Genomic DNA, 20,711 nt, shown 5'->3' on the forward strand with positions numbered 1-20,711 from the left:
TGGACTTAGCCCCGCGCCAAAGGCTCCAGGTTATCGTGCATCCTGTTGAGCAGGCCGATCATCCGTTCGAACTCTTCGGGGGCCAGGCCGGTGACGAGATGCTCATAGACCGGAGCAGACGCGCGCCGGGCTTCCCGAAGCTTGTCGCGCCCGTCCTGCGTGAGCGTGACGAGCGTGACGCGTGCGTCCTCCACGCTTGCAGTCGCGGAGACGAGCCCGGCCGCCGTCATCCGCTGGATGATCCGCGTCATCGTCGAAAGGTTGATCACCGCGGCCTCGGCGATCTCGCGTGTGCCACGTGGACTGCGTTCGCCCAGGATCATCAGCACGCGCCAGGAGGGGATATCGAGCCCGATCGCGCGCAACCGCGCCTCGATGACGCCGTTATAGCGGCTCACCAGCCGATTGAGCAGGTAAAAGGGATATCGCTCCACCTTGAAAGCCGAGGTGCCGGGATTGCTCGACCGGAACGCGTCCATGCTCTCATTCTCCATGATGTCGCTGTAGGGCCTTGATCATCGGGTCGCAATCCGGGCAATTTATTTGCATATTCACGCAATAACGGTGATTGTTCGAGCGGAAAAACACAGAGGACCAACGTGCGAATCCCATTTCTCGCCTCGCGCCACAAATCGCGATCTCTTCTGCCGCCATTGTTCATGATGATGGCCGTCGCTGCATCCGGACAAGCTGCGCACGCCGGCGAAGGGGGATCGACCGGACTGGCGAACGTGATCGACGAATATGAGCGTTTCACCGAAGAGTATCCCATGGAAGCCGGTCGATCCGACCCATCCCGGGCACGGCAGGGCTGGCCGCGCGAGAAACCCGAGAACATGGCGGCGCGGCGGGCCGGATTGACGACTATCCGGAGCCATCTGCTTGCGCTGCCCTCCGCGGCGCTTGGCGACGAAGACGGGATCAATCGTGACTATCTGCGCGCCGTGCTCGACTGGCGTATCGCTGGCCTGGATTTCGACGAGCGACGCTTCGCCTTCGTCGCGCATGAGGGGTTCTATAACACCCCCTATTACAGCGCGCGCGGCACGATATTGAAGAGCGAGGCGGAGGCGCGCGACTGGATCGGCCGGCTGCGCCAGATTCCCGGTTATTTCGCCGAACAACGCGCCAATCTGGAACGAGGCATCGCGACCGGCTGGACCCAGCCCATACGGGTGGTCGATGTCGCCGTTGCCGTGCTGCGCAATCAGGTCGCGAGGCCGGTCGCGGAAGACGGGTTGCTCGATCCCATCCGTGGACTTCCTGCAACCATACCGGAAGCGAAGCGCCATGCGCTGCTGACGGAAGCGTCGGAGGTGGTGACGCGGCAGGTTCGCCCGGCCCAGCAGGTCATGCTCGCCTTTATCGACAGCCCCTATCGGGCGAAGGCGCGCCCGGAGATCGGCATCGCCTCGATCCCGGAGGGGAGAGCCTATTATGATTTCCTGCTGCGCTATTATACTACCACCGACCTGACGGCCGAACAGATCCACGCGATGGGGCTGAGCGAGGTCCGGCGGATCCGGGCCGAAATGGACGCGGTGATCGCCAGCACCGGCTTCAAGGGCAGCTTCGCCGACTGGCTGCATTTCCTGCGTACCGATGCGCGTTTCTATGCGACCAGCCGCGAACAGCTTCTGGAAAAGGCGAGCGCCGCCGCCAAGCGGATCGACGGCGTGCTGCCGCGCTGGTTCGGCACGCTGCCGCGACAGCCCTTCGTGGTCGAGCCGGTGCCGCGTGATCTGGAGGAAGGCTATACGACCGCGCGCTATGGCGGCGGCGATTTCGCGCGGGGCTTTCCCGGACGCTTCATCGTCAACACGTCGCATCTCGATCAGCGCCCGCTTTACGAACTGCCTGCGCTCACGCTGCACGAAGCCGCGCCCGGCCATCACACTCATTTCGCGATGACGAGCGAACTGGAAAAGCTCCCCGCTTTCCGCCGTCAGCGCGACATGCTCGCCTATCGCGAGGGCTGGGCGCTTTACGCCGAGCGGCTGGGGCACGAAATGGGCGTTTACCGCGATGCCTATGAAAAGTTCGGCAGCCTTTCGACGGAGATGTGGCGCGCATGCCGCATGGTCGTCGATACCGGTATTCATGTGCTTGGCTGGAGCTATGCACAGGCCAGGGCTTGCTTCACAGAGAACAGCGCGCTTGCCGACATCAATATCGACACTGAACTCGCCCGTTACATCGGTGCGCCGGGTGGGGCCGTGGCTTACAAGGTCGGTGAACTCAAGATCGTCGCGCTGCGGACACGAGCCGAAAAGATGCTGGGCGGGAAATTCGATATTCGGCGTTTCCACGATCTGATCCTCGCACAAGGCCAGGTGCCGATGAGCGTGCTGGAAACCAAGGTTGATCGCTGGATCGCGGAACAACGGTGAGCCCCAGTCCCTTTCCCCTGAAGGGGGATTGGGAGAGGGCGCGGGTCACGATGCCAGTTGCAGCTCTTCCAACGCGCCGGTCAGTGCGATGCCATCCTCATCCGCAAGGGCGGCTTCGCGAAGTTTCTTGATCGTCGCGGCGTCGACGCTGGCACCCAGTGTGCGATAACGATCGATGATCCGCGAATAGCTGGAAAGTCCGCGTGCGAAGGTATCGCCATAGCCCTTGATCAGCCGCTGGCAGAGGATCAGTTCGGTCGCGAGTGCGGAATCGCGGCCGGCAGCCTCGCGGGCAAGGTCCAGCCAGTCCTCGACACGGGCCTGTTCGATCTCGTAGCGGAGCGTGCCGCGCCGCCATCGCCGAAAGCCGGCGAGCAGCGAAAGCATCAGGAACCAGCGCAAGCTGGTGGTCTTCACATGGCGCCCCTTTTTGAACAGGGGGTGCAGCCGCCGCGACAGGCTCTCGTTTTCGAGGATCCGCCGACCAAGTCCTGCCGGCAAGGTCTCGCAAATCTCCTCGAGCCGGGGATGCATATATTCGGTGATATGGAGAAGTTGGTCGGGTGCCGCCTTCACCTCGTCACGCACGCGCGCGAAACGGCTGGCGCGGACCTTCAGGTCAGCGACGCGGATCGTGTCTTCGTAGCTCATCCAGAGCGCGAGATGGCGCGCCGCCTCGCGCGTCATCCGCCAGTCGTCGGCGCCATCGTCGACTGAACGGATGCCAGCCAAGCGATCGAGATAAAGCTCGGCATAGCGCGCGTCCTGATAGTCCATCAGGCGGCGCACGCCCTCGATCGCGAATTCATGCGCCGATGCCGGAAGCTCGCGCGCGATCCGCTCGGCAAAGGCCTTCCCCGCCGGGCTGGTCGCCTGCGGGGCAGCCTCGGCCTCCACGGTTTCGGCCATGCGCCCTTGCGCCGCATCATAGCCGGCCGCGAAGCCCGCGAGATTGGTCTGGATCGCCTTGCCGCCAGCTCGGATCGCCGCCTCGAACGCCTCGCGCGGGAAGGGCAGGGCGCCGCTGCCAGCAAGCGCGCCGAACATCACCGAGCTGATGACGCTGCCGGTTTTCGCCGACAGCGCATCCATGTCGAAGCCGATGAAGGCCCTTGAGCGTTCATTGGCGGCGGCCAGGATACGCTCGCCGCTCGCACGTCCGTCGCCCATCGCCGATTTCTCGGAAATGGCATAGACACGGTGGATCGATCCGATCAGCACCGTCCGGTCGGCGCTGACGAAGCCGCGCAGGATGGCGCGCCCCGCTTCCATCAGTTCGGAGGCGATGACGATATCGACGTCACCCGGCACCGGGGTCAGCGCCAGCACCGGCTGGGCGGGGCCATCGGGGATCATCTCGATATAATAGACGGTCGATCCGGTGCGCTGGGCGACGCCGGGCACTGATGTCCCCTGCGAAACGAAGCCGTTATGCGCGCCCAGTTCGACGATCCAGTCGGCGAGCACGCCACCGCCCTGGCCACCCAGGCCGAGCACGGCGATTGCGATGCGCTTGCGATCCTCTGTCATGGTCAGAATGTCCTTGCCGCGATCGAACGCGCCGACCGCTTCTGCACCGCGCCGATCACCCAGCCCCGCAACCGGTCGCGCGTGCGATCCCAGCGGGTGGGATTGGCGACGATCTCCGCCTTGTAGAAGGACGGGCAGAGCACCGCCGCATGGCTGACCTCGCCGCATACGCCGCAGCCGACGCAGCTATTCTCGACATGCGCGATCGGATCCTGGCGCAGCGGATCAGGATTGGGCTTGATCGTCAGCGACGGGCAGCCCGACAGACGGATGCAGCTATGATCGCCGGTGCAGGTGTCGGGATCGACGCCGAAACGTTCGCGCACCACACGCTGGCCGGATTTGATCGCCTTCGCCATCAGCGGCTTCACGCGGCGCTGGCGGTTGAGCTGGCATTCGGACTGGGCGACGAGCACTTTCGGGCCCTTTTCTGGGCTGGTCAGCGCCTCGCGGATCGCATCGCGCATGCCCGCCACGTCATAGGTGCGCGTAAGCGTCCTCGCCCAGCCGATGCCGATGCCGCGCACCGCCTTTTCGATCGGGTTGTTGGTCTGGCGATTGGCGTTCTCTGCTTTGGAGGAGAGGATGTCCTGCCCACCCGTCGCCGCCGAATAGCCGTTGTCGACGATGATCGTCAGATTGTCGTCCTGGTTGAAGACGGCGTTGCCGATGCCGGAGGTCAGGCCGTTATGCCAGAAGCCGCCATCGCCCATCATCGCGATCGCCCGCTTGCCGCGCGGCTTGAACGCCGATGCGCCGGCGGTCCCCAGACCATAGCCCATGGTGGTGTTGCCGATGTTGAAGGGCGGCAGGATGGAGAACAGGTGGCAGCCGATATCGGCCGAGACATGGAAATCGCCCAGTTCCTTCTGGACCAGCTTCATCGCCGAGAAGATCGGCCGTTCGGGGCAGCCGGTGCAGAAACCGGCGGGGCGCTGCGGCACCATGGCGGGTGTCAATGCCGGAGGAGTAGCCGGCGCTTCCGGCGGCGCCCGGTCTGGCGCCCAGGCGCGCAGAAATTTGGCGACGCCGTCGCGGATCACCTGTCCGCTATATTCGCCGGCGCGCGGCAACACCTCCTTGCCGATGATCCGCGTCTGCAGGTCTGCACGGCGTACAAGGGTATTGAGTTCATGCTCGATGAACTCGGGCTGGCCTTCCTCCACCACCAGCACGGCGCGCTTGTCCGAACAGAAATCGCGGACTTCGTCCGGGATCAGAGGATAGGTGACGTTGAGCACATAGATTGGCAACCGGGCATTGCCATAGGCGTCCGACAGGTCGAGCAGCTCGAGCGCGCGATTGAGCGAGTTGAACAGCCCGCCCTGGACGATGATGCCGATATCGTCGTTTTGCGTGCCGAAATGCTCGTTGAGCCGGTTCTCCTGGATATAGCGGATGCCCGCCGGCCAGCGCTTCTCGATCTTCTCCACTTCATGGAGGAAATTGGCGGGCGGCAGCACGATCCGTTCGGTATCGCGCGTCGGCGCTTCCGCCGCTTCCGACACGGTCAGTTTCGGTCGCTGATTGTCGCGGGCGACGAAGCTGCCGGTGACGTGGCAGGCGCGAACGCGCAGTTCCAGCATCACCGGCGTGTTGGAGGCTTCGGAGAGTTCGAAGCCTTTTTCCACCATGTCGACGATCGCGGTCAGGTTCGGGCGCGGATCGAGCAGCCACATCTGCGACTTCATCGCAAAGGCATGGGTGCGCTCCTGCATGATCGAGGAGCCTTCGCCATAATCCTCGCCCAGGATGATCAGCGCCCCGCCGGTCACGCCGCCCGACGCGACGTTGGAGAGCGCATCGGACGCGACATTGGTGCCGACCACCGATTTCCAGGCAACCGCGCCGCGCAGGGGGTAGTTGACTGATGCGGCAAGCATCGCCGCCGCACTGGCCTCGCTCGCGCTCGACTCGAAATGGACGTCCAGTTCGCGCATCAGGTCGTTCGCGTCGGCGAAGACGTCCATCAAATGGCTGATCGGCGATCCCTGATAGCCGCCGACATAAGCGACGCCCGACTGGAGCAGCGCCTTGGTGACGGCCAATATGCCTTCGCCGTGGAACACCTCGTTCGCCCCGATCCGGAGCTGCTCCACCTCGGCCTTGAACGACCGTTCCGCCACCGGTTCAGCCCCCGACCAGCGCCAGCACGCGCAGCGGGCTGCCCGATCCGCCCGCGATCTTGAGCGGGGTGGCGATCACCACGCTGCCGGTTGCGGGAAGCTGGTCGAGATTCTGCAGGCATTGCAGGCCGTAACGGCCGGCACCGTGGAAGATGCCATGCGCGGGGTAGGGCGGGTTGAGCAGATGCGCCTGGCCGGCATCGGTGCCGATCGTCTCTACGCCGAAGCCATGCGCGTCGCGCTCTTCGACGAGGAACTGAACGGCTTCAGCCGATGGCCCGGGCGTGTGCGCGCCGTCCTCGCGGCGATTGACATAATCCTCCACCGAACGCTTCGACCAGTCGGTGCGCAGCAGCACCCAGTTGCGCGGCGGGATGCGGCCATGCTCGGCTTCCCAGGCCTCAATATCGGCGACGGTCAGCAGATAATCGGGATCGGCGGCGGATTTTTCGGAAATATCGATGACGACCGCAGGCGCGATGAAATCGGCGGGCTTGATCGTGTCGAGCGCGTTATCGGGCAGGTCCTTACCCGTCACCCAGTGGATCGGTGCATCAAAATGGGTGCCGGTATGCTCGCCGACCGTGAAATTATTCCAGTACCAGGCGACGCCGCGATCGTCGTAGCGCGAGATTTCCTGCTGGCTGAAGCCGGCGCATTGGCCGAATTCGGGGGGAAGCACCAATGTCGGCGTGTCCGGGGACAGCGTCTGGGTCAGGTCGACGGTGCGGATCGCACCCGATGCGACCGCTGTGGCGAACTGCTGAAGCGTCTCAGTCGTCATTGATATTTCTCCCTCTCTCCGATCGAGTATGACTCGAAAAACGTGCACATGCAACTTTTCTTGAGTGGTGATTTCAAGCTGGAACCACGTCGAACGCGATCGTGGTTCGGTGGCCGGCATCCTCGAAGGGAATGGTGCCGTGATAAAAATAGGATGGGAAAAGCACGAGCTTGCCGATCTCCGGCCTGACCAGCCTGGAGACACGCTCGCGCGCGCCGAGATTCAGCGCGGTTTCGCCGAACTTCAGCCAGCCCTGATTGCCAGGCATGTCGTGCACGGCACGCGGCAGGCCGACATAATAGCAAGAACTGATCCAGCCCTCAGGATGGAGATGGTTCATGTGGAAGCCGGCGCTGCGCAGCCGGACCGACCATGATCCGGCGAACGCGAAATCGCTGGATCGACGGCGGAGAAAGGGATGGGCAGGATCGTCGGGCAGCGCCGCCAGATAGGCGCGTATCCGGCTTTCTATCATCATGCGGACGGCGGCGATCTCGGGAATGTCGCGATCGAGCAGATCGCCGATAGTCTGCGTGCCACCACGCAGGGTCTGTTCGAGCGGATGATGCGACATAGTATGGAGATCGGCGAGCACAGCTTCCAGTCTAGCGTTGAATGTGGCGACGTCCCCCATGCCGGCGGGAGGCGTCAGGATCGCTTCATCGACGAGACGCATATGATCGTTGATGGACCCTTCGCGCTGATCGCCTGTCAGCCGCCAGCACAATGCCCGGTAAGCGATCGCCTGCTGGTCATCAGGCTCGGCCCTCAGCAGCGGGCCGAGTTCTGCAAGGGCTTTGTCCGGTTGGTCGAGAATGATGAACGCGCGCGCAATTTCGCGGCCGATCGCGGGATTGCCCGGATCCTGCGCACGCGCCGCCGCATATGCCGCGAGCGCGGCCTCGTGTTCGCCCTGAGCCCAGAGTGACTGGCCGAAGCGGTATCTCATCTCGCTGCCGTCGACGCCACGCGCGAGTGCCGGGGCCAGCAGGGCGATGCTATCGGCGGAACGGCCGCCGAGGTTGAGCCGGTTCGCAAGGTCGGCGAGCAAACCGGAATTGTCGGGCAGATGTTTCAGCGTATCGAGATAGCTACGCAGATAGTCCGTCACATTCCCGGTCTGCCAATGAAGCCGGGCCAGCGAATCGTGCACGGCACGGTCCTCGGGGCGCAGATCGATCGCCGCGCGATAGGCGGTAGCGGCCTCGTCGAAGCACTTCAGATCCTGAAGGCAATGTCCCAGATTGTAGCGTATCTCCGCGGAGTCCGGTTGGGCGCCAGCGCAATGTTCGAACAGGGGAAGCGCCTGTTCCGCTTTCCCCGACAACCGCAGGGCCACCGCAAGATTGTGCATCGTCGGGACATGGGCCGGGCGGATGTCGAGCGCCGCACGGAATGCGGCCACCGCGTCCTCCAGCCGGCCGGCCGAACGATATGCTCGCCCCAACGCCGCCCACGCCTTGCCATTGCCTGGCGCGCTATCGACTGCGATCCGCAGGGCGTCGCAGGCGACGGCACTATCGCCGGCCGAAAGCAGTGCCAGGCCGAGATTGACCTGTGCATCGCGATGACGTGGCGCCAGCCGCAGGGCATCACGATACGCCGTGATCGCTTCGGCATGGCGATCGAGGTCGAGCAGGCTATTGCCGAGATTGTTGAGCACATCGGGTTGCACGGGGTTCGCGGCGAGAGATCGGCGGAAGAGATTGGCGGCCGCTTCATTGTCCCGCCGGCTTCGAGCGACGATGCCCAGCAATTGCAGCGCATCGGGCTGTTCTGGAACCGCGGCCAATACACGCCGCAGCAGATCGGTCGCCGTTACATGATCACCGGCGCGCGCCAGTTTCATGGCATGGTTGAGCGCATCCTGGATCGTCATCTGCCGCATCGGAGCCCGGCGCCCTTTCAACCCGCTCGCGAAATTCGAGCGGTCTGAACGAAACCAAGCAAAAGCGGCTTGTGCGGTCAAGCGAATCGCGCTTTAAATCACGTGCATATTCACATAAAATGGGAGCGTGGTAATGACAGAGGGTCGGAAATCCGGGCCAATGCGGCTTGGCGCGGGGGTGGCGCTGGCGCTTGCCGCCATTTCTGCTGGTGTCGCGCAGGCGCAACAGCGCCCGCTGGGCGACACGACCGACGATGTCCGCCGACTGCCTATTCCGCCGGTCGATCGCAGCCGAGAGCCCGTGATCGTGCTGAAGGGCGGCACGTTGCTCGACGGTCGCGGCGGTGCGCCGGTGGCCAATGCCATGGTGGTGATGCAGGGCGATCGTATCGTTTCGGCGGGGCCGGCGGGATCGACGCCGGCGCCTGTCAATGCCGCCCGAGTGATCGATGCGAGCGGGCTCTACATCCTGCCCGGATTGATCGACCTGCATATCCATTTCACCCAGCAGCGCGGCGACGACATGGGCAAATACTCGGATAGCCCCGCCGCCGCCGCCATTCGCGGCACGGCATTGGCCGGCCAGCTCATCGATGCCGGCATCACCGCCGTGCGCGATGTCGGCACGATGGATGACGTCGCGTTGCGCATCAAGGAGGGCGTCGATCGCCGGATCATCCGTGGCCCGCGGGTGATGTGGAGCGGCCGGATCATTTCAAGCACGGGCGGACACGGCGACGAAGTGACCTCGACCGCCACCGGGCGGCAGAAACCGGCGCTTGGCGGCGCCCCGCGCGGCTTCGACGGACCGTGGGAATGGCGCACGGCCGTCCGTGAGCAGGTGCGCAGCCTGGCCGACTGGATCAAGCTGGGCGCGCCGGCGGACAAGGAGGAACTCGCCGCCGCCATCGAGGAAGCCCATTCGCTCGGCACGCCGGTCGCGATCGACAGTTTCGGCGCCTACACCGACATGGCGATCGAAGCGGGTGTCGACACGCTCGAACATCCGCTGGCGATGACCGACAAGGCGGTGCCGCTCATGAAGAAGCACGGTACGGCATTCGTGCCGACGATCGGCGCGTTCGACAATCTGCTGGAGGGGGGATATCCGGTCGCGGGCATTCCCACCGGCGGCTTTTACCACACTCACTCGCGCCGCTTCGTCATCAACCAGCAGGATCATTTGAAGCGCGTCACGGAGGCTCATCGGGCAGGCGTGCCGATCGGCGTTGGAACAGACATCCCCTTCGAGAACGAGCGTCGCTATCCCGACGCTTATTTCCGCGAACTCGACTATCTGAGGCAGGCGGGGCTTTCCAATGCAGAGGTGCTCGCGTCCGCCACGCGCGTCGGCGCGCAGATCATGCGGATGGGGGACAAGCTTGGCACGATCGAACCCGGCAAGATCGCGGACATATTGGTGGTCGGCGCCGATCCGCTGGCGAACCTCTCGGGGCTGCGCGATGTTCGCTATGTGGTAGCGGACGGCCGGGTGGTGGTGGAGAAGGGGGCTCGGTAGAGATTCTGTGTCATTCCCGCGAACGCGGGAATGACATCAAGGGGCGTTACTCTATCGGTAACTTGCTCAGATTATGGCTGATCTTCTGCAACGTCTTGAGCAGTTGCGCGATGTCGCGGTCGCTGATGCCTTCGGTGGCGCGAACGAACTGACGGCCGACAATCGGGGTGAGTTTGCGCAGGGTCTGCTGACCAGCCGGGGTCAGCGTCACCTCGGTGATGCGATTGTCCTCTGGATTGGGTTCGGTGCTGACCAACCCCTGTTCGAGCATCCGGTCGATGATCCGGCTGACGGTGGAGCGTTTGGTCAGCGCGACTTCGGCAAGTGCGCCGATGCTGGCCGGCTGATGCTCGCGAAGAACCGTCATGATACGATAGATCGGCTTGGACACGCCATGCTTGTGTAGCACCTTGTCCATGTCCTCGTGATATTTATAGTCGGCATGCGCCATTAGATAGAATGGCGAATTTTCGAGCCTGAACCCCGGATTGCTCGGATCGTAGACGCTGCGTCCGTTCACCTTGTCTTCTGATTTGCTCATCGACTTCATGACCTGTTCCGGCAAAGCCCTGTTTCAACTACGCTGATGACGCTGCTCCCGCAACGCCCCGTCCGGCTCCCTTAGCAGGAGAGGCCGGGTTGTGGAGGGGATAATCTGACAAAAGACACGTGTCTTTTCACCTAATCTCCGTGAAGACGCCTGGATCTCGGAACATCAGAACGCGACCCGTGTGCCGGCGGAGGTGGAAGCTGCCGCGCGACATACCCACGCCGCGCTTGCGAGGTCCTGCACGACATGGCCGAGCGATTTGTAGATGGTGATATCGGCGACATCGACCCGGCCATCCAGACGGCCATCCATCACCGCGCCGATCTCCCCCAGGACATGCTCGTCGTCGATGAGCCCGGCCGCCTTGGCGTTGATGAACTCTGCGCCTTGCGAGAGCACGCCGGGGCGATAATCGGCGATGAAGCGCGCCCGCGCCACAAGCGTGTTTGCGATTTCTGCGGGGCCGGCACGGCTCGATCCCACCGCGTTGATATGCGTGCCCGGCTTTACGTCCTCAGTATGGAGAATGGGATCGTGCGCGGCTGTCGTGGTGCAGACGATATCGGCCTCAGCCACCGCCGACGCGACATCGGAAGTGGCCTTTGCCTCTACCCCGAGAGTTTCACCGACCCGATCGGCGAGCGCCGTGGCGATTGCGGGATCGCGACCCCAGATCGCGACATGCGAAAGCCGGCGGACATGGGAAATCGCCTCGACATGCCGCCACGCCTGCTCACCATAGCCGAGTATGGCGAGCCGCGAGGCATCGGGCCGGGCCAGCACGTCGGTCGCGGCGGCCGATGCGGATGCCGTGCGGATCGCCGTAACCTCTCCCGCATCGACGATCGCGGCCAGGGCGCCGGTCTCCGGATCGAACAATGCAATGATGCCCTGGTGCGATGGCTTGCCCGCCGCAAAATTCTCCGGAAACACGCTGACAAGTTTGGCGCCGAATGGTCCGTCGCCCCCCATGGCGCCGGGCATGACGCCGAAGGCCCGTCCTGCATCGAGATCGATGATGCCGCGAAGCAATTGTTTCGTCTGGCCGCGTGACAGGGCAATCATGGCTTCGCGCATCAACGGGATGCAGGCCTCATATGTCAGCAATCGGGCGACATCGGCGTGATTCAGGATCAGCAGGTCGCTCACGCGCTTGCCCCGGCAAGGCGTGAACGAAACCAGCGGATCAACAACATCGCATTCAGGATCATCACCACTCCGTAGATATTCTGCGTTACCGCCAGCGGCAGGCTGTCTAGCACCGTCAGGGTCAGGAAGGTCGCGAGCGTGACATTGTGCACGCCGACCTCGATCGCCAGCGTCATCGCGTCGGCATCGCTCGCACCGATCAGCCGCGCGATGCCGAGCCCCGCCGCCATTGCGGTGACGTTCAGCAACAGGATCGCCGGGCCGGCGCCGACGAGATTGGCAAGCACCATGTCGATGCTGATGCCGATGGCAAAGGCGATGACCGCGATCAGCACGATCAGCGAGACCGGGCGAAGCCAGCGGCTGGCCCGATCCGCAAAGGCGGGCAGGAAACGCCGGATCGCCATCCCGATCCCGATCGGCAGCACGGTGATGCGGACGAGCTGCATCGTCACGTCGGGGATCGAGAGGTTCGGGATCGTCCCGCCAACCGCGAAATACGGCAATGCCCAGCTCAGCAATATGGGGATCGAGAAAACCGTGATCAGGCTCGACAGAGCGGTCAGCACCACCGCGAGCGCGACATTGCCGCGCCCGACAAAGGTGAGCGCGTTCGATGTGGTGCCGGCGGGGCAGATGCCAAGGATGAACAGGCCCAGCGCATATTGCGGCGGCAATTGAAGTAGCCAACCAATCGAGAGTGCCAGCAGCGGCATCAGGACGAGTTGGCCGCCGAGCCCCGCCAGCACCGTCCAGCGTTTGGCGAGCAGCAAGCCGAAATCGCCGAGCCTGAGCGTCAGCCCCATGCTGAACATGATCAGCATCAGGCCGATGGGTACCAACCCGGTGTTGACGAACGCGATCAGCTCCGGCGACATTCCCGTCCTCCCCGCATCTTCGGCTTCTTGTCTTCACGATAGGGAGCGATTCGCTGTTTCGCGCCGGATCGCGGGCGCTGTCGACAGCAATCCGGCATGAACATTCCCCCTTGTCGGGTATGGTGATGCCAGTGCACGCGCCCGCTTGCCAAGCCCCCGCGATCCTTCGGGCATAGGGCGGAATATGTTTCGCACCGCGATGACGGCGATTACGATGGCCATGATCTTCAAGGAGTGGCGATGTTCGATTGGGACGACCTGCGTGTTTTTCTTGCCGTGGCGCGTGCCAGGCGGATGGCCCCGGCTGCGCGCGCGCTGGGTGTTGACGCCACCACGATCGGCCGTCGGCTCACGCGATTGTCCGATGCGCTGGGCGCCGAACTCTTCGAATCCGTGGGCATAGAAAAGCGGTTGACCGATCGCGGCCAATCGCTGTTCCGACATGCCGAGGCGATCGAAAGCGCGGCACTGGCTGCAATGGGCGAGGTGGCAGGCGAATCGCGCAGCCTGTCCGGCCAGGTACGGCTGTCAGTCGCCGAAGGCTTTGGCACCTGGGTTCTGGCCCCCGCGCTGCCGGCATTCCACCGCACACACCCGGATATTCAGGTCGACGTGATCACTGCATCGGGTTTCCTAAACCCGTCCAAGCGTGAAGCCGACATGGCGGTCATGCTGGCCCGCCCGCGGAGCGGCAAGCTCGTGGCGAGCAAGCTTGGCGATTACCGGCTGCGGCTTTACGCCTCGCGGGCCTATCTTGAGGCGCATGGTCGCCCCGAATGCGCGGAAGAACTCAAACGCCACACCCTGATCAGCTATGTTCCCGAATTCATCTACTCCCCCGAACTCGACTATCTCGGGGAGATCGGGCCTGGGCTGGAGCCCAAGCTGCGCAGCAGCAGCATCAATATCCAGCACAGATTGGTCAGCGGCGGGGCAGGGATCGGCATGTTGCCTGGCTTCATCGGCGAGCGCGATCCGGAGATCGTGCCGTTGCTCGTCGACGAGAAGGAGATCCGCCGCAGCTATTGGCTGGTCACCCACAGCGACACGCGCGGTCTTGCGCGGATCGAGGCCGTGGCGGACCTTCTGCACCGCTGTACCAGGGAAGTCGATTGATACTGGACCGCACCGTCTTGCCGACGCATGGGGATTGAAACCGGCATCCGTTTTTCACCCGGATGGCGCGATCTGGGAGAACGGATTTGACGGCGAACAAGGCGCAGGGGCCGCTCAGCGGGCTGAAGGTTGTGGAATTCGCGGGCATCGGGCCCGGCCCCTTTTGCGGCATGCTGCTGTCCGATCTTGGCGCCGATGTAATCCGTATCGACCGCAAGGTGCCCGGGAATGACGGCGTCGGCGTCAGCGGTAGTCCGCATGCCGTGACCGAGCGGGGCCGGCGGTCGATCGCACTGGATCTCAAGCGGCCCGAAGCGATCGAGACCTGCCTGACGTTGATGGAACGCGCCGACGCGACTTTCGAGGGGTTCCGGCCAGGCGTGATGGAGCGGCTGGGGCTCGGACCCAATGTCGCGCTCGCCCGTAATCCCAGGTTGGTCTACGGCCGCATGACGGGGTGGGGCCAGACCGGCCCGTATGCGCCGCTTGCCGGGCATGACATCAACTATATCTCGATCAGCGGCGCGCTTGATGCGATCGGTCTTCAGGACAAGCCGGTGCCGCCGCTCAACCTGGTCGGCGATTTCGGGGGCGGGGCTCTCTATCTCGCCTTCGGCTTGCTCGCCGGCGTCCTCCACGCGCGCGAGACCGGCATCGGCCAGGTTATCGATTGCGCCATGAGCGATGGCGCGGCGTCGCTCATGGCGATGTTCTACGGATTCCGCGCCCGGGGTATGTGGAACGGCGGACGGGAAGGCAATCTGCTCGATGGCGGTGCGCATTTCTATGGCACCTATCAATGCGCGGACGGCAAATGGATCTCGCTGGGGCCGATCGAGCCACAATTCTATGCCACGTTCCGCAAGCTCGCGGGAATCGACGATCCCGCGTTCGATGCCCAGGCCGATCGCGCGACCTGGCCGGCACTGCGCGAGAAGCTGGCGAAGCGGATCGCGGAACGCAGCCAGGCCGAATGGTGCGTGGTATTCGAAGGTAGCGACGCCTGCTTCGCACCGGTGCTTGGCATGGCCGAGGCACCATCCAATCCGCACAATGCAGCTCGTGGCAGCTTCGTCGAACTGGACGGCGTCGTGCAGCCGGCGCCTGCGCCACGCTTCTCGGTCACGCCCGGAGCGATCCAATCGCCGCCGCCAGCGCCCGGCCAGCATAATGACGAGGCGCTTGGCCACTGGGGGCTGAGCGCGGACGAGATCAGCGCGCTGAAGACGGCTGGCGCGCTGTAGCAACTCGAGTCAGCTTGGCTGGGTCGGATCTGTGAGCGCGGCGCCGACCCCCGGCGGATAAAGGATCGGCAGCGATCCGGTCTGACGCTCGATCATGCGGTGGACGCGCGGTTTCTCCGGCCCTTTGTGAAGTCCCATCAGCCGATCGCTATTGGCGGCGTCGGCATGGGTACGGCGCTGATTGTGCCGCACATATTCGAGCCAGGTCGCGACATGATAGCGTTCGATCCACAGATCAGGTTCCCCCAGATCGCGCATCAGCGCCCAATGCCGTGCGCCGTCACGTATGCGGATACGGCGACGTTCCGCCATCACCGCGAGGAACGAGCGGATGTCGGTCGCGGCGATGCGATATTCGATGGTGACGACGATAGGGCCGCTGCGGGGTTCGACCGAGACCGCAACCTGCGGTTCGGTCCAGCGGCTGAGTGGATCAAGATTGAGCGCCTGCACTTCGGGCAAGGGGCGCCAGAGCCCGACCATGGCGACGATCCCCTGCAATGCCGCTGCGATCAGCAATGCGATATCGACGCCATAGGCCCCGGCAAGCCCGCCGAAGAGCCAACTGCCCAGCGCGATGCCGCCGGATGACGCCATCTGATAAGATGCAAGGGCGCGGCCCACCACCCAGCGCGGAGAGGCGAACTGGACCGTGATGTTGAAGGTGGAGAGAGCGAGCACCCAGCCCGCGCCCGCCACCATCATCGCGATGATGGTGATCGGCAGGATGTAGCTGACCGCCGAGACCGCCGTGCCGACCGCGAAGGCCAATGTCGCCAGCCTCACGATCATCTCGTTCGACCGGCTGCCGCGCAGCCGGCTGCTCGACAGGGCACCCGCCACCGCGCCGAGCCCGAAAGCCCCGAGCAGCACACCATAGGTGAGCGCGCCTCCCGCGATATGATCGCGGGCGATCAGCGGCGTCAGTGCTGGCAGCGCACCGGCGGCAAGGCCGAACAGCGTCGCCCGCAACATCACGGCGCGAAGATGCGGCGACATCGCGACGTAGCGGATGCCAGCACCCACGGCTTCGCCGATCCGCTCGGGAGGAAGCAGGCGCGGTGGGAGTTGCGGCCGCCAGCGCAACAGCACGACGATCAGCCCGATATAGCTGAACGCGTTCGCGAAGAAGGCGGCGGCGGCGCCAGCGGCGGCAACGATGACGCCACCGATCGCCGGCCCCAGACTGCGTGCGAGATTGAAGCCCATCGAATTATAGGCGACCGCGGCCGGCAGCGCCGCGCGTGGCACCATTTCACCCACCGAGGCCTGCCATGCGGGGCCGTTGAACGCCGTGCCGGCGCCGATCAGGAAAGTGAAAGCGAGCAACAACCAAGGCGACAACAGCCCCTGCCAGGCGCAGATGGCGAGGATGGTCGAGACGACAAGCATGAAGCCCTGTGCCCAGAGCATTACCTTGCGCCGATCGAGATTGTCGGCGACCGCACCGGCCCAGAGCGCGAGCAGCATGACCGGCGCCATGGTCGATGCCTGGACCAATGCGATCAGCGTGGGCGACGTGGTCAGCGAGGTCATCAGCCAGGACGCGCCCACCGATTGGATCAGCGTTCCGAAGTTGGTGGTGATGTTGGCGATCCACACGGCGCGGAACACCGGGACTGAAAAGGGAGAAGGGGGCCGCTCGCCCTGCGGCGGCGATGGCGGTGACGGTTCGGCCATAAGTCCCTCATGCAGCGATGCGGCGGTCTTGAGAAGGGGCGAATGGTCGATACGCGCCAAGCGGCCTGTTCGACCGACGCTGCACATCCATCGACGAGCGTCGTCCCCCGCCTCTGGCGAGTGTGGCATCGACGCACCAGATCTCAGCAAATCGATGGAAGGCACTACGGAAACGAGATTTCCGAGCGTCATCATCGGTAGGGCATCGGGAGGTCCAGGGTGGAAATTTTTGAACGCACGCTCGAACGCGGGCAACTCGCGGTGGGCATCGTCACGAACGGACGCGTCGCGCTGGGGCTGTTCGCCGACCTGATGCGCGAATTCGATCGCGGCTTTCGCCGCTTCGCGCTGCAACGAGGGCGCAGGGTTGGGCATTTTCTGTCGATCGACGCGCTCGCCGCCGAATGCGTGATCCTTCGCCATGATCCTGGCGCATGCCATTGCGGCGTCGACGACGTGGTCGAGCGGGCGCTGGACGAGTTGCGCACGGCAATGGCGGCCATCTCCAATGGCAGCACCGATATTCGCGACCATTCGCTGTTCCGCCTGATCGACAGCCTTGGCCGTCTGGTCGGCAGCAAATGGGTGGACGGTATCATCCTGCGCAGCGAGACGCTGTTGATGATCGACAGTGGTTTCGGCGAACGCTGGCGGGCTATGCGGATGCTTTGGGCCGATGCCGATGCTGACGGAGCAGCGGACGATATCGGACCATGCCCGATCGCCCGCGCCGCCTGACGGACTGACGCTGGGGACCGGTGCGCCCAAGGGAAGGCGCACCGGCCATGATCGGCGTCCAAGCGCCGCTCTTACCCGGTCGGGAGATACGCACCCGACGAAGAAGAGATGCATGGCGCAGCGTTTTCCATAACCGTTCGTCGAAAATTTCGAAAACCGCCGGCGCGACGGTCGACATTCTCCATTCAGGCGATATCGATCTCGTTTGGAAAATGCCGGATGCGAGTCCTGGCCATGCGGGGGGATATCAATGAAGCAGCTTCGTTCCACGGCGCTCTGGGCAGTCGCGACCACGCTGGCCATACAGCCGGTTTCGGCGCAGTCACCGACAGTCCAGCCGCAGGATGCCGAATATGGCGCGCTGATCGCCAAGCATTTGCAAGACAAGCGCATCACAACCGAACTGGTCGACCATATGCCCGCTTCGGACACTGTGCCGTCGCCGCTCAAATTCTTCGGGCGCATCCCCGGCACCCCGGACGAACTGACCTATGCCAAGGATATCCAGCGCTATTATCAGGAACTGGCCCGGACCTCTCCCAACGCGCGGTTCTGGACGATCGGCAAGACCGAGGAGGGGCGCGACCTGTTCGTCATCGCGATCGCCGACAAGGCGACGCTCGACGGGCTTGAACAGAACAAGGCCGATCTCGCAGCACTTGCGGATCCCCGAAGAACGAATGAGGCGGAAGCGCGCCGGATCATCGGTACGGCCAAGCCAATCTATTGGGTGACGAGCGGCGTCCATTCTCCCGAAACCGGCGGCCCCGAAACGCTCGTCGAGACCGCATTCCGCCTCGCGGTCGAGGATACGCCCTTCATCCGGAAAATCCGCGAGAACGTCATCACCTTCATCACGCCGGTGGTGGAGGTCGATGGCCGCGAACGGATGGTCGACACCTTCTATTACGGCAAGAAGACCGGCAAGCCGAGGCCGCCGATGATGTATTGGGGCAAATATGTCGCGCACGACAATAACCGTGACGGGCTCGGCCAGTATCTGAAGATGACGCAGCACCTGACCGAAGGCGTGCTGGAATGGCACCCGACGGTGCTGCACGACCTGCACGAGGCGCAGTCGTACCTTTACACATCGACGGGAAGCGGCCCGTACAACAACTCGCTCGATCCCATCCAGTCGCAGGAATGGTGGCTGCTCGCGCAGACCGAAGTGATGGAGATGACCAAGCGGGGCGTGCCCGGCGTCTGGACCTATGGCTTTTACGACGGCTGGGTGCCCAATTACCTGTTCTGGATCGCATTGACGCACAACAGCTTCGGGCGTTTCTACGAAGTCCAGACCTATGGCCCGGATATCCGCAAGGGATTGACCTTGCCGGCGACCACCACCAGCCGCGAATGGTATCGTCCCAATCCGCCACTTCCCAAGATCGACTGGGGGCCGCGCAATCACGTCAATATCTCGCAGTCGGGCCTGTTGTTCGCGCTCAACAAGGTTGCGGCCGATCGCGAGCTCTATCTGGAAAACTACTGGCTCAAGAACCGGCGCGCGGTGGAGGCGGGCAAGTCGAGCGAGGCGATCAACGCCTGGGTGATCCCGGCCGCGCAGACCGCGAAGCTCAATGTGATCGACATGGTCAACACTTTGCGGCGGCAGGGCGTCGAGATCAGCCGTGCCGATGCCGGCTTTTCAGCGGGTGGAGTGACCGTGGCTGCAGGCGATTATGTGATCCGCGGCGACCAGCCCTATCGAACCCTCGTCGACATGTACACGAGCGTCCAGAACTATCCGGCGAGCAATCCGCGTCCTTATGACGATACCGGTTGGACGATGCAGTATATGCGCAACGTCGATCTGAAGACGGTGCGCGATCCGGCGATCCTGGAAAAGCCGATGACGCTGCTGACGGCCGATGTCGCGCCACGCGGCGGTGTCCTCGGCAGCGGATCGACGATCCTGATCAACCATAGCGGCGACAATGAACTGGTCTCGCTGCGCTTCCGCCTGAAGGGCATGAAGATGCTGGCGGCCGAACAGGCTTTCCAGGCTGGTGGGCGCGGCTATGCGGCAGGCAGCTTCATCATTCCCGATGCCGATCGCGCGGCTGTGGAGAAGGTGGTGACGGAACTGGGGCTCACCGCCCAGGCGATCGCCCGCGCTCCGGCGGTCAAGTCGCACGAACTCACCACTCCGCGTATCGGCTATCTCCATTCCTGGCTGCGCACTCAGGACGAAGGCTGGTGGCGTGCCGCGCTCGACCGTTATGGCATCCCTTATGACTATTTCGCGGACATCAAGGTGCGCGAAGGCGGCCTGCGCGAGAAATACGACGTCATCATCTACCCCACGGTCGGCGGCAGCGCGCAGGACATGGTGACCGGCGTCCCCAAGGACGACGCCGATCCCATTCCCTACAAGCGTACCGAACTGACGCCCAATCTGGGCGGCATCGATGAGGCCGACGATATCCGCGGCGGGCTGGGGCTCGACGGCATGGCCGAGCTCAAGAAATTCGTCGAGGAGGGCGGCACGCTGATCGGCGACGGATCGACGGTGGAGGCACTGGCCGATTACGGCGTCGCCACCGGCGTCACTGTCACCCGGCCGACGGACCTCTACACCAAGGGCGCGATCATGCGCGGTGTCTTCACCGACAAGACCAGCCCGCTCGCCTATGGTTATGAAGGCGGCGAACTGCCCGTCTATTTCTCGCAGGCACCGGTGCTGAGTGTCGGTCCGCGGCCGTTCCCGACACCGCCGGGCGGCCGGCAGGTGCAGAATATCACGCCCAATGCGGTACCTGCCGATATATCGTCCTGGGGTAGCGAGCCGGTGAAGGCGAAGGCTCCGGAAAGCCCATCCACGCCGGTCGCGTCACCGAGGGTAAAGCCGCCGGCCCAGAAACCGCGCACCATCATGCAGTTCCCCGCGAAGGCGGATACCATCCTGCTGAGCGGCATGTTGAGCGGCGGCGAGGCGCTGACCAACAAGGCGCTGATCGTCGACGTGCCCAGTGGCAAGGGGCATATGGTGCTCTATGCGCTCCGGCCGTTCTGGCGCTGGCAGACCCAGGGCAGTTATTTCCTGGGCTTCAACGCCATCCTGAACTGGAACAATCTCGGCGCAGGCGATCCGCCGAAGCCGTGAGCGGTGTGCT

The 20,711-nt window shown here is 64.0% G+C and carries 15 protein-coding genes; 6 read left to right on the forward strand and 9 right to left on the reverse strand.

Features of this window, described 5'->3' with window-relative positions; translation table 11 throughout:
• Positions 1-5: 5 nt before the first annotated feature.
• Positions 6-494 carry a MarR family winged helix-turn-helix transcriptional regulator gene (locus tag ACODTA_RS02645; RefSeq protein ID WP_489064254.1) on the reverse strand — a complete coding sequence of 163 codons (489 nt, stop codon included), beginning with the start codon at positions 492-494 and terminating at the stop codon, positions 6-8.
• Positions 495-659: 165 nt separating this feature from the next.
• On the opposite strand from ACODTA_RS02645, the gene ACODTA_RS02650 reads away from it, so the two are divergent.
• Positions 660-2,390, forward strand: a complete 1,731-nt coding sequence (locus ACODTA_RS02650; protein ID WP_489064255.1) for a DUF885 domain-containing protein — start codon at positions 660-662, stop codon at positions 2,388-2,390.
• 45 nt (positions 2,391-2,435) lie between these two features.
• Here the strand turns inward: ACODTA_RS02650 and ACODTA_RS02655 are convergent, their stop codons facing one another.
• The 4 genes from ACODTA_RS02655 to ACODTA_RS02670 form a co-directional block, all read right to left on the reverse strand.
• Entirely contained in the window at positions 2,436-3,920 is a 1,485-nt protein-coding gene (locus ACODTA_RS02655) for an indolepyruvate oxidoreductase subunit beta family protein (RefSeq protein ID WP_489064256.1), read from the reverse strand.
• Positions 3,921-3,922: 2 nt separating this feature from the next.
• The gene (locus ACODTA_RS02660; RefSeq protein WP_489064257.1) at positions 3,923-6,046 is read right to left on the reverse strand and encodes a thiamine pyrophosphate-dependent enzyme; all 2,124 of its coding nucleotides are present in this window, start codon (positions 6,044-6,046) and stop codon (positions 3,923-3,925) included.
• A 4-nt stretch (positions 6,047-6,050) separates the two neighbouring features.
• Entirely contained in the window at positions 6,051-6,830 is a 780-nt protein-coding gene (locus ACODTA_RS02665; RefSeq protein ID WP_489064258.1) for a cyclase family protein, read from the reverse strand.
• Positions 6,831-6,903: 73 nt separating this feature from the next.
• Complete coding sequence (locus ACODTA_RS02670; protein WP_489064259.1) at positions 6,904-8,718, reverse strand: tetratricopeptide repeat protein; 1,815 nt, start codon at positions 8,716-8,718, stop codon at positions 6,904-6,906.
• A 133-nt stretch (positions 8,719-8,851) separates the two neighbouring features.
• Here ACODTA_RS02670 and ACODTA_RS02675 point away from each other — a divergent pair, with 133 nt between their 5' ends.
• Positions 8,852-10,237, forward strand: a complete 1,386-nt coding sequence (locus tag ACODTA_RS02675; protein ID WP_489064260.1) for an amidohydrolase family protein — start codon at positions 8,852-8,854, stop codon at positions 10,235-10,237.
• A gap of 46 nt (positions 10,238-10,283) precedes the next feature.
• On the opposite strand, the gene ACODTA_RS02680 is transcribed toward ACODTA_RS02675, so the two are convergent.
• The 3 genes from ACODTA_RS02680 to ACODTA_RS02690 form a co-directional block, all read right to left on the reverse strand.
• Entirely contained in the window at positions 10,284-10,778 is a 495-nt protein-coding gene (locus tag ACODTA_RS02680) for a MarR family winged helix-turn-helix transcriptional regulator (RefSeq protein WP_489064261.1), read from the reverse strand.
• A 174-nt stretch (positions 10,779-10,952) separates the two neighbouring features.
• On the reverse strand, positions 10,953-11,936 hold the full coding sequence (locus ACODTA_RS02685; protein WP_489064262.1) for an ornithine cyclodeaminase family protein: 984 nt from the start codon (positions 11,934-11,936) through the stop codon (positions 10,953-10,955).
• On the reverse strand, positions 11,933-12,814 hold the full coding sequence (locus ACODTA_RS02690) for a bile acid:sodium symporter family protein (protein ID WP_489064263.1): 882 nt from the start codon (positions 12,812-12,814) through the stop codon (positions 11,933-11,935). Before ACODTA_RS02690 ends, ACODTA_RS02685 begins: the two co-directional genes overlap by 4 nt.
• Before the next feature lie 240 nt (positions 12,815-13,054).
• On the opposite strand from ACODTA_RS02690, the gene ACODTA_RS02695 reads away from it, so the two are divergent.
• Both ACODTA_RS02695 and ACODTA_RS02700 read left to right on the forward strand, forming a co-directional pair.
• Positions 13,055-13,930 carry a LysR family transcriptional regulator gene (locus ACODTA_RS02695; RefSeq protein ID WP_489064264.1) on the forward strand — a complete coding sequence of 292 codons (876 nt, stop codon included), beginning with the start codon at positions 13,055-13,057 and terminating at the stop codon, positions 13,928-13,930.
• Positions 13,931-14,016: 86 nt separating this feature from the next.
• Positions 14,017-15,174 carry a CaiB/BaiF CoA transferase family protein gene (locus ACODTA_RS02700; protein WP_489064265.1) on the forward strand — a complete coding sequence of 386 codons (1,158 nt, stop codon included), beginning with the start codon at positions 14,017-14,019 and terminating at the stop codon, positions 15,172-15,174.
• A 9-nt stretch (positions 15,175-15,183) separates the two neighbouring features.
• Here the strand turns inward: ACODTA_RS02700 and ACODTA_RS02705 are convergent, their stop codons facing one another.
• On the reverse strand, positions 15,184-16,854 hold the full coding sequence (locus ACODTA_RS02705) for an MFS transporter (protein ID WP_489064266.1): 1,671 nt from the start codon (positions 16,852-16,854) through the stop codon (positions 15,184-15,186).
• A 219-nt stretch (positions 16,855-17,073) separates the two neighbouring features.
• Between ACODTA_RS02705 and ACODTA_RS02710 the strand changes: the two genes are divergently transcribed.
• On the forward strand, positions 17,074-17,592 hold the full coding sequence (locus ACODTA_RS02710) for a hypothetical protein (protein ID WP_489064267.1): 519 nt from the start codon (positions 17,074-17,076) through the stop codon (positions 17,590-17,592).
• Between the two features lie 250 nt (positions 17,593-17,842).
• Positions 17,843-20,701, forward strand: a complete 2,859-nt coding sequence (locus ACODTA_RS02715) for a M14 family zinc carboxypeptidase (protein WP_489064268.1) — start codon at positions 17,843-17,845, stop codon at positions 20,699-20,701.
• Positions 20,702-20,711: the final 10 nt, after the last annotated feature.

Source organism: Sphingomonas sp. FG14 (assembly GCF_057809675.1).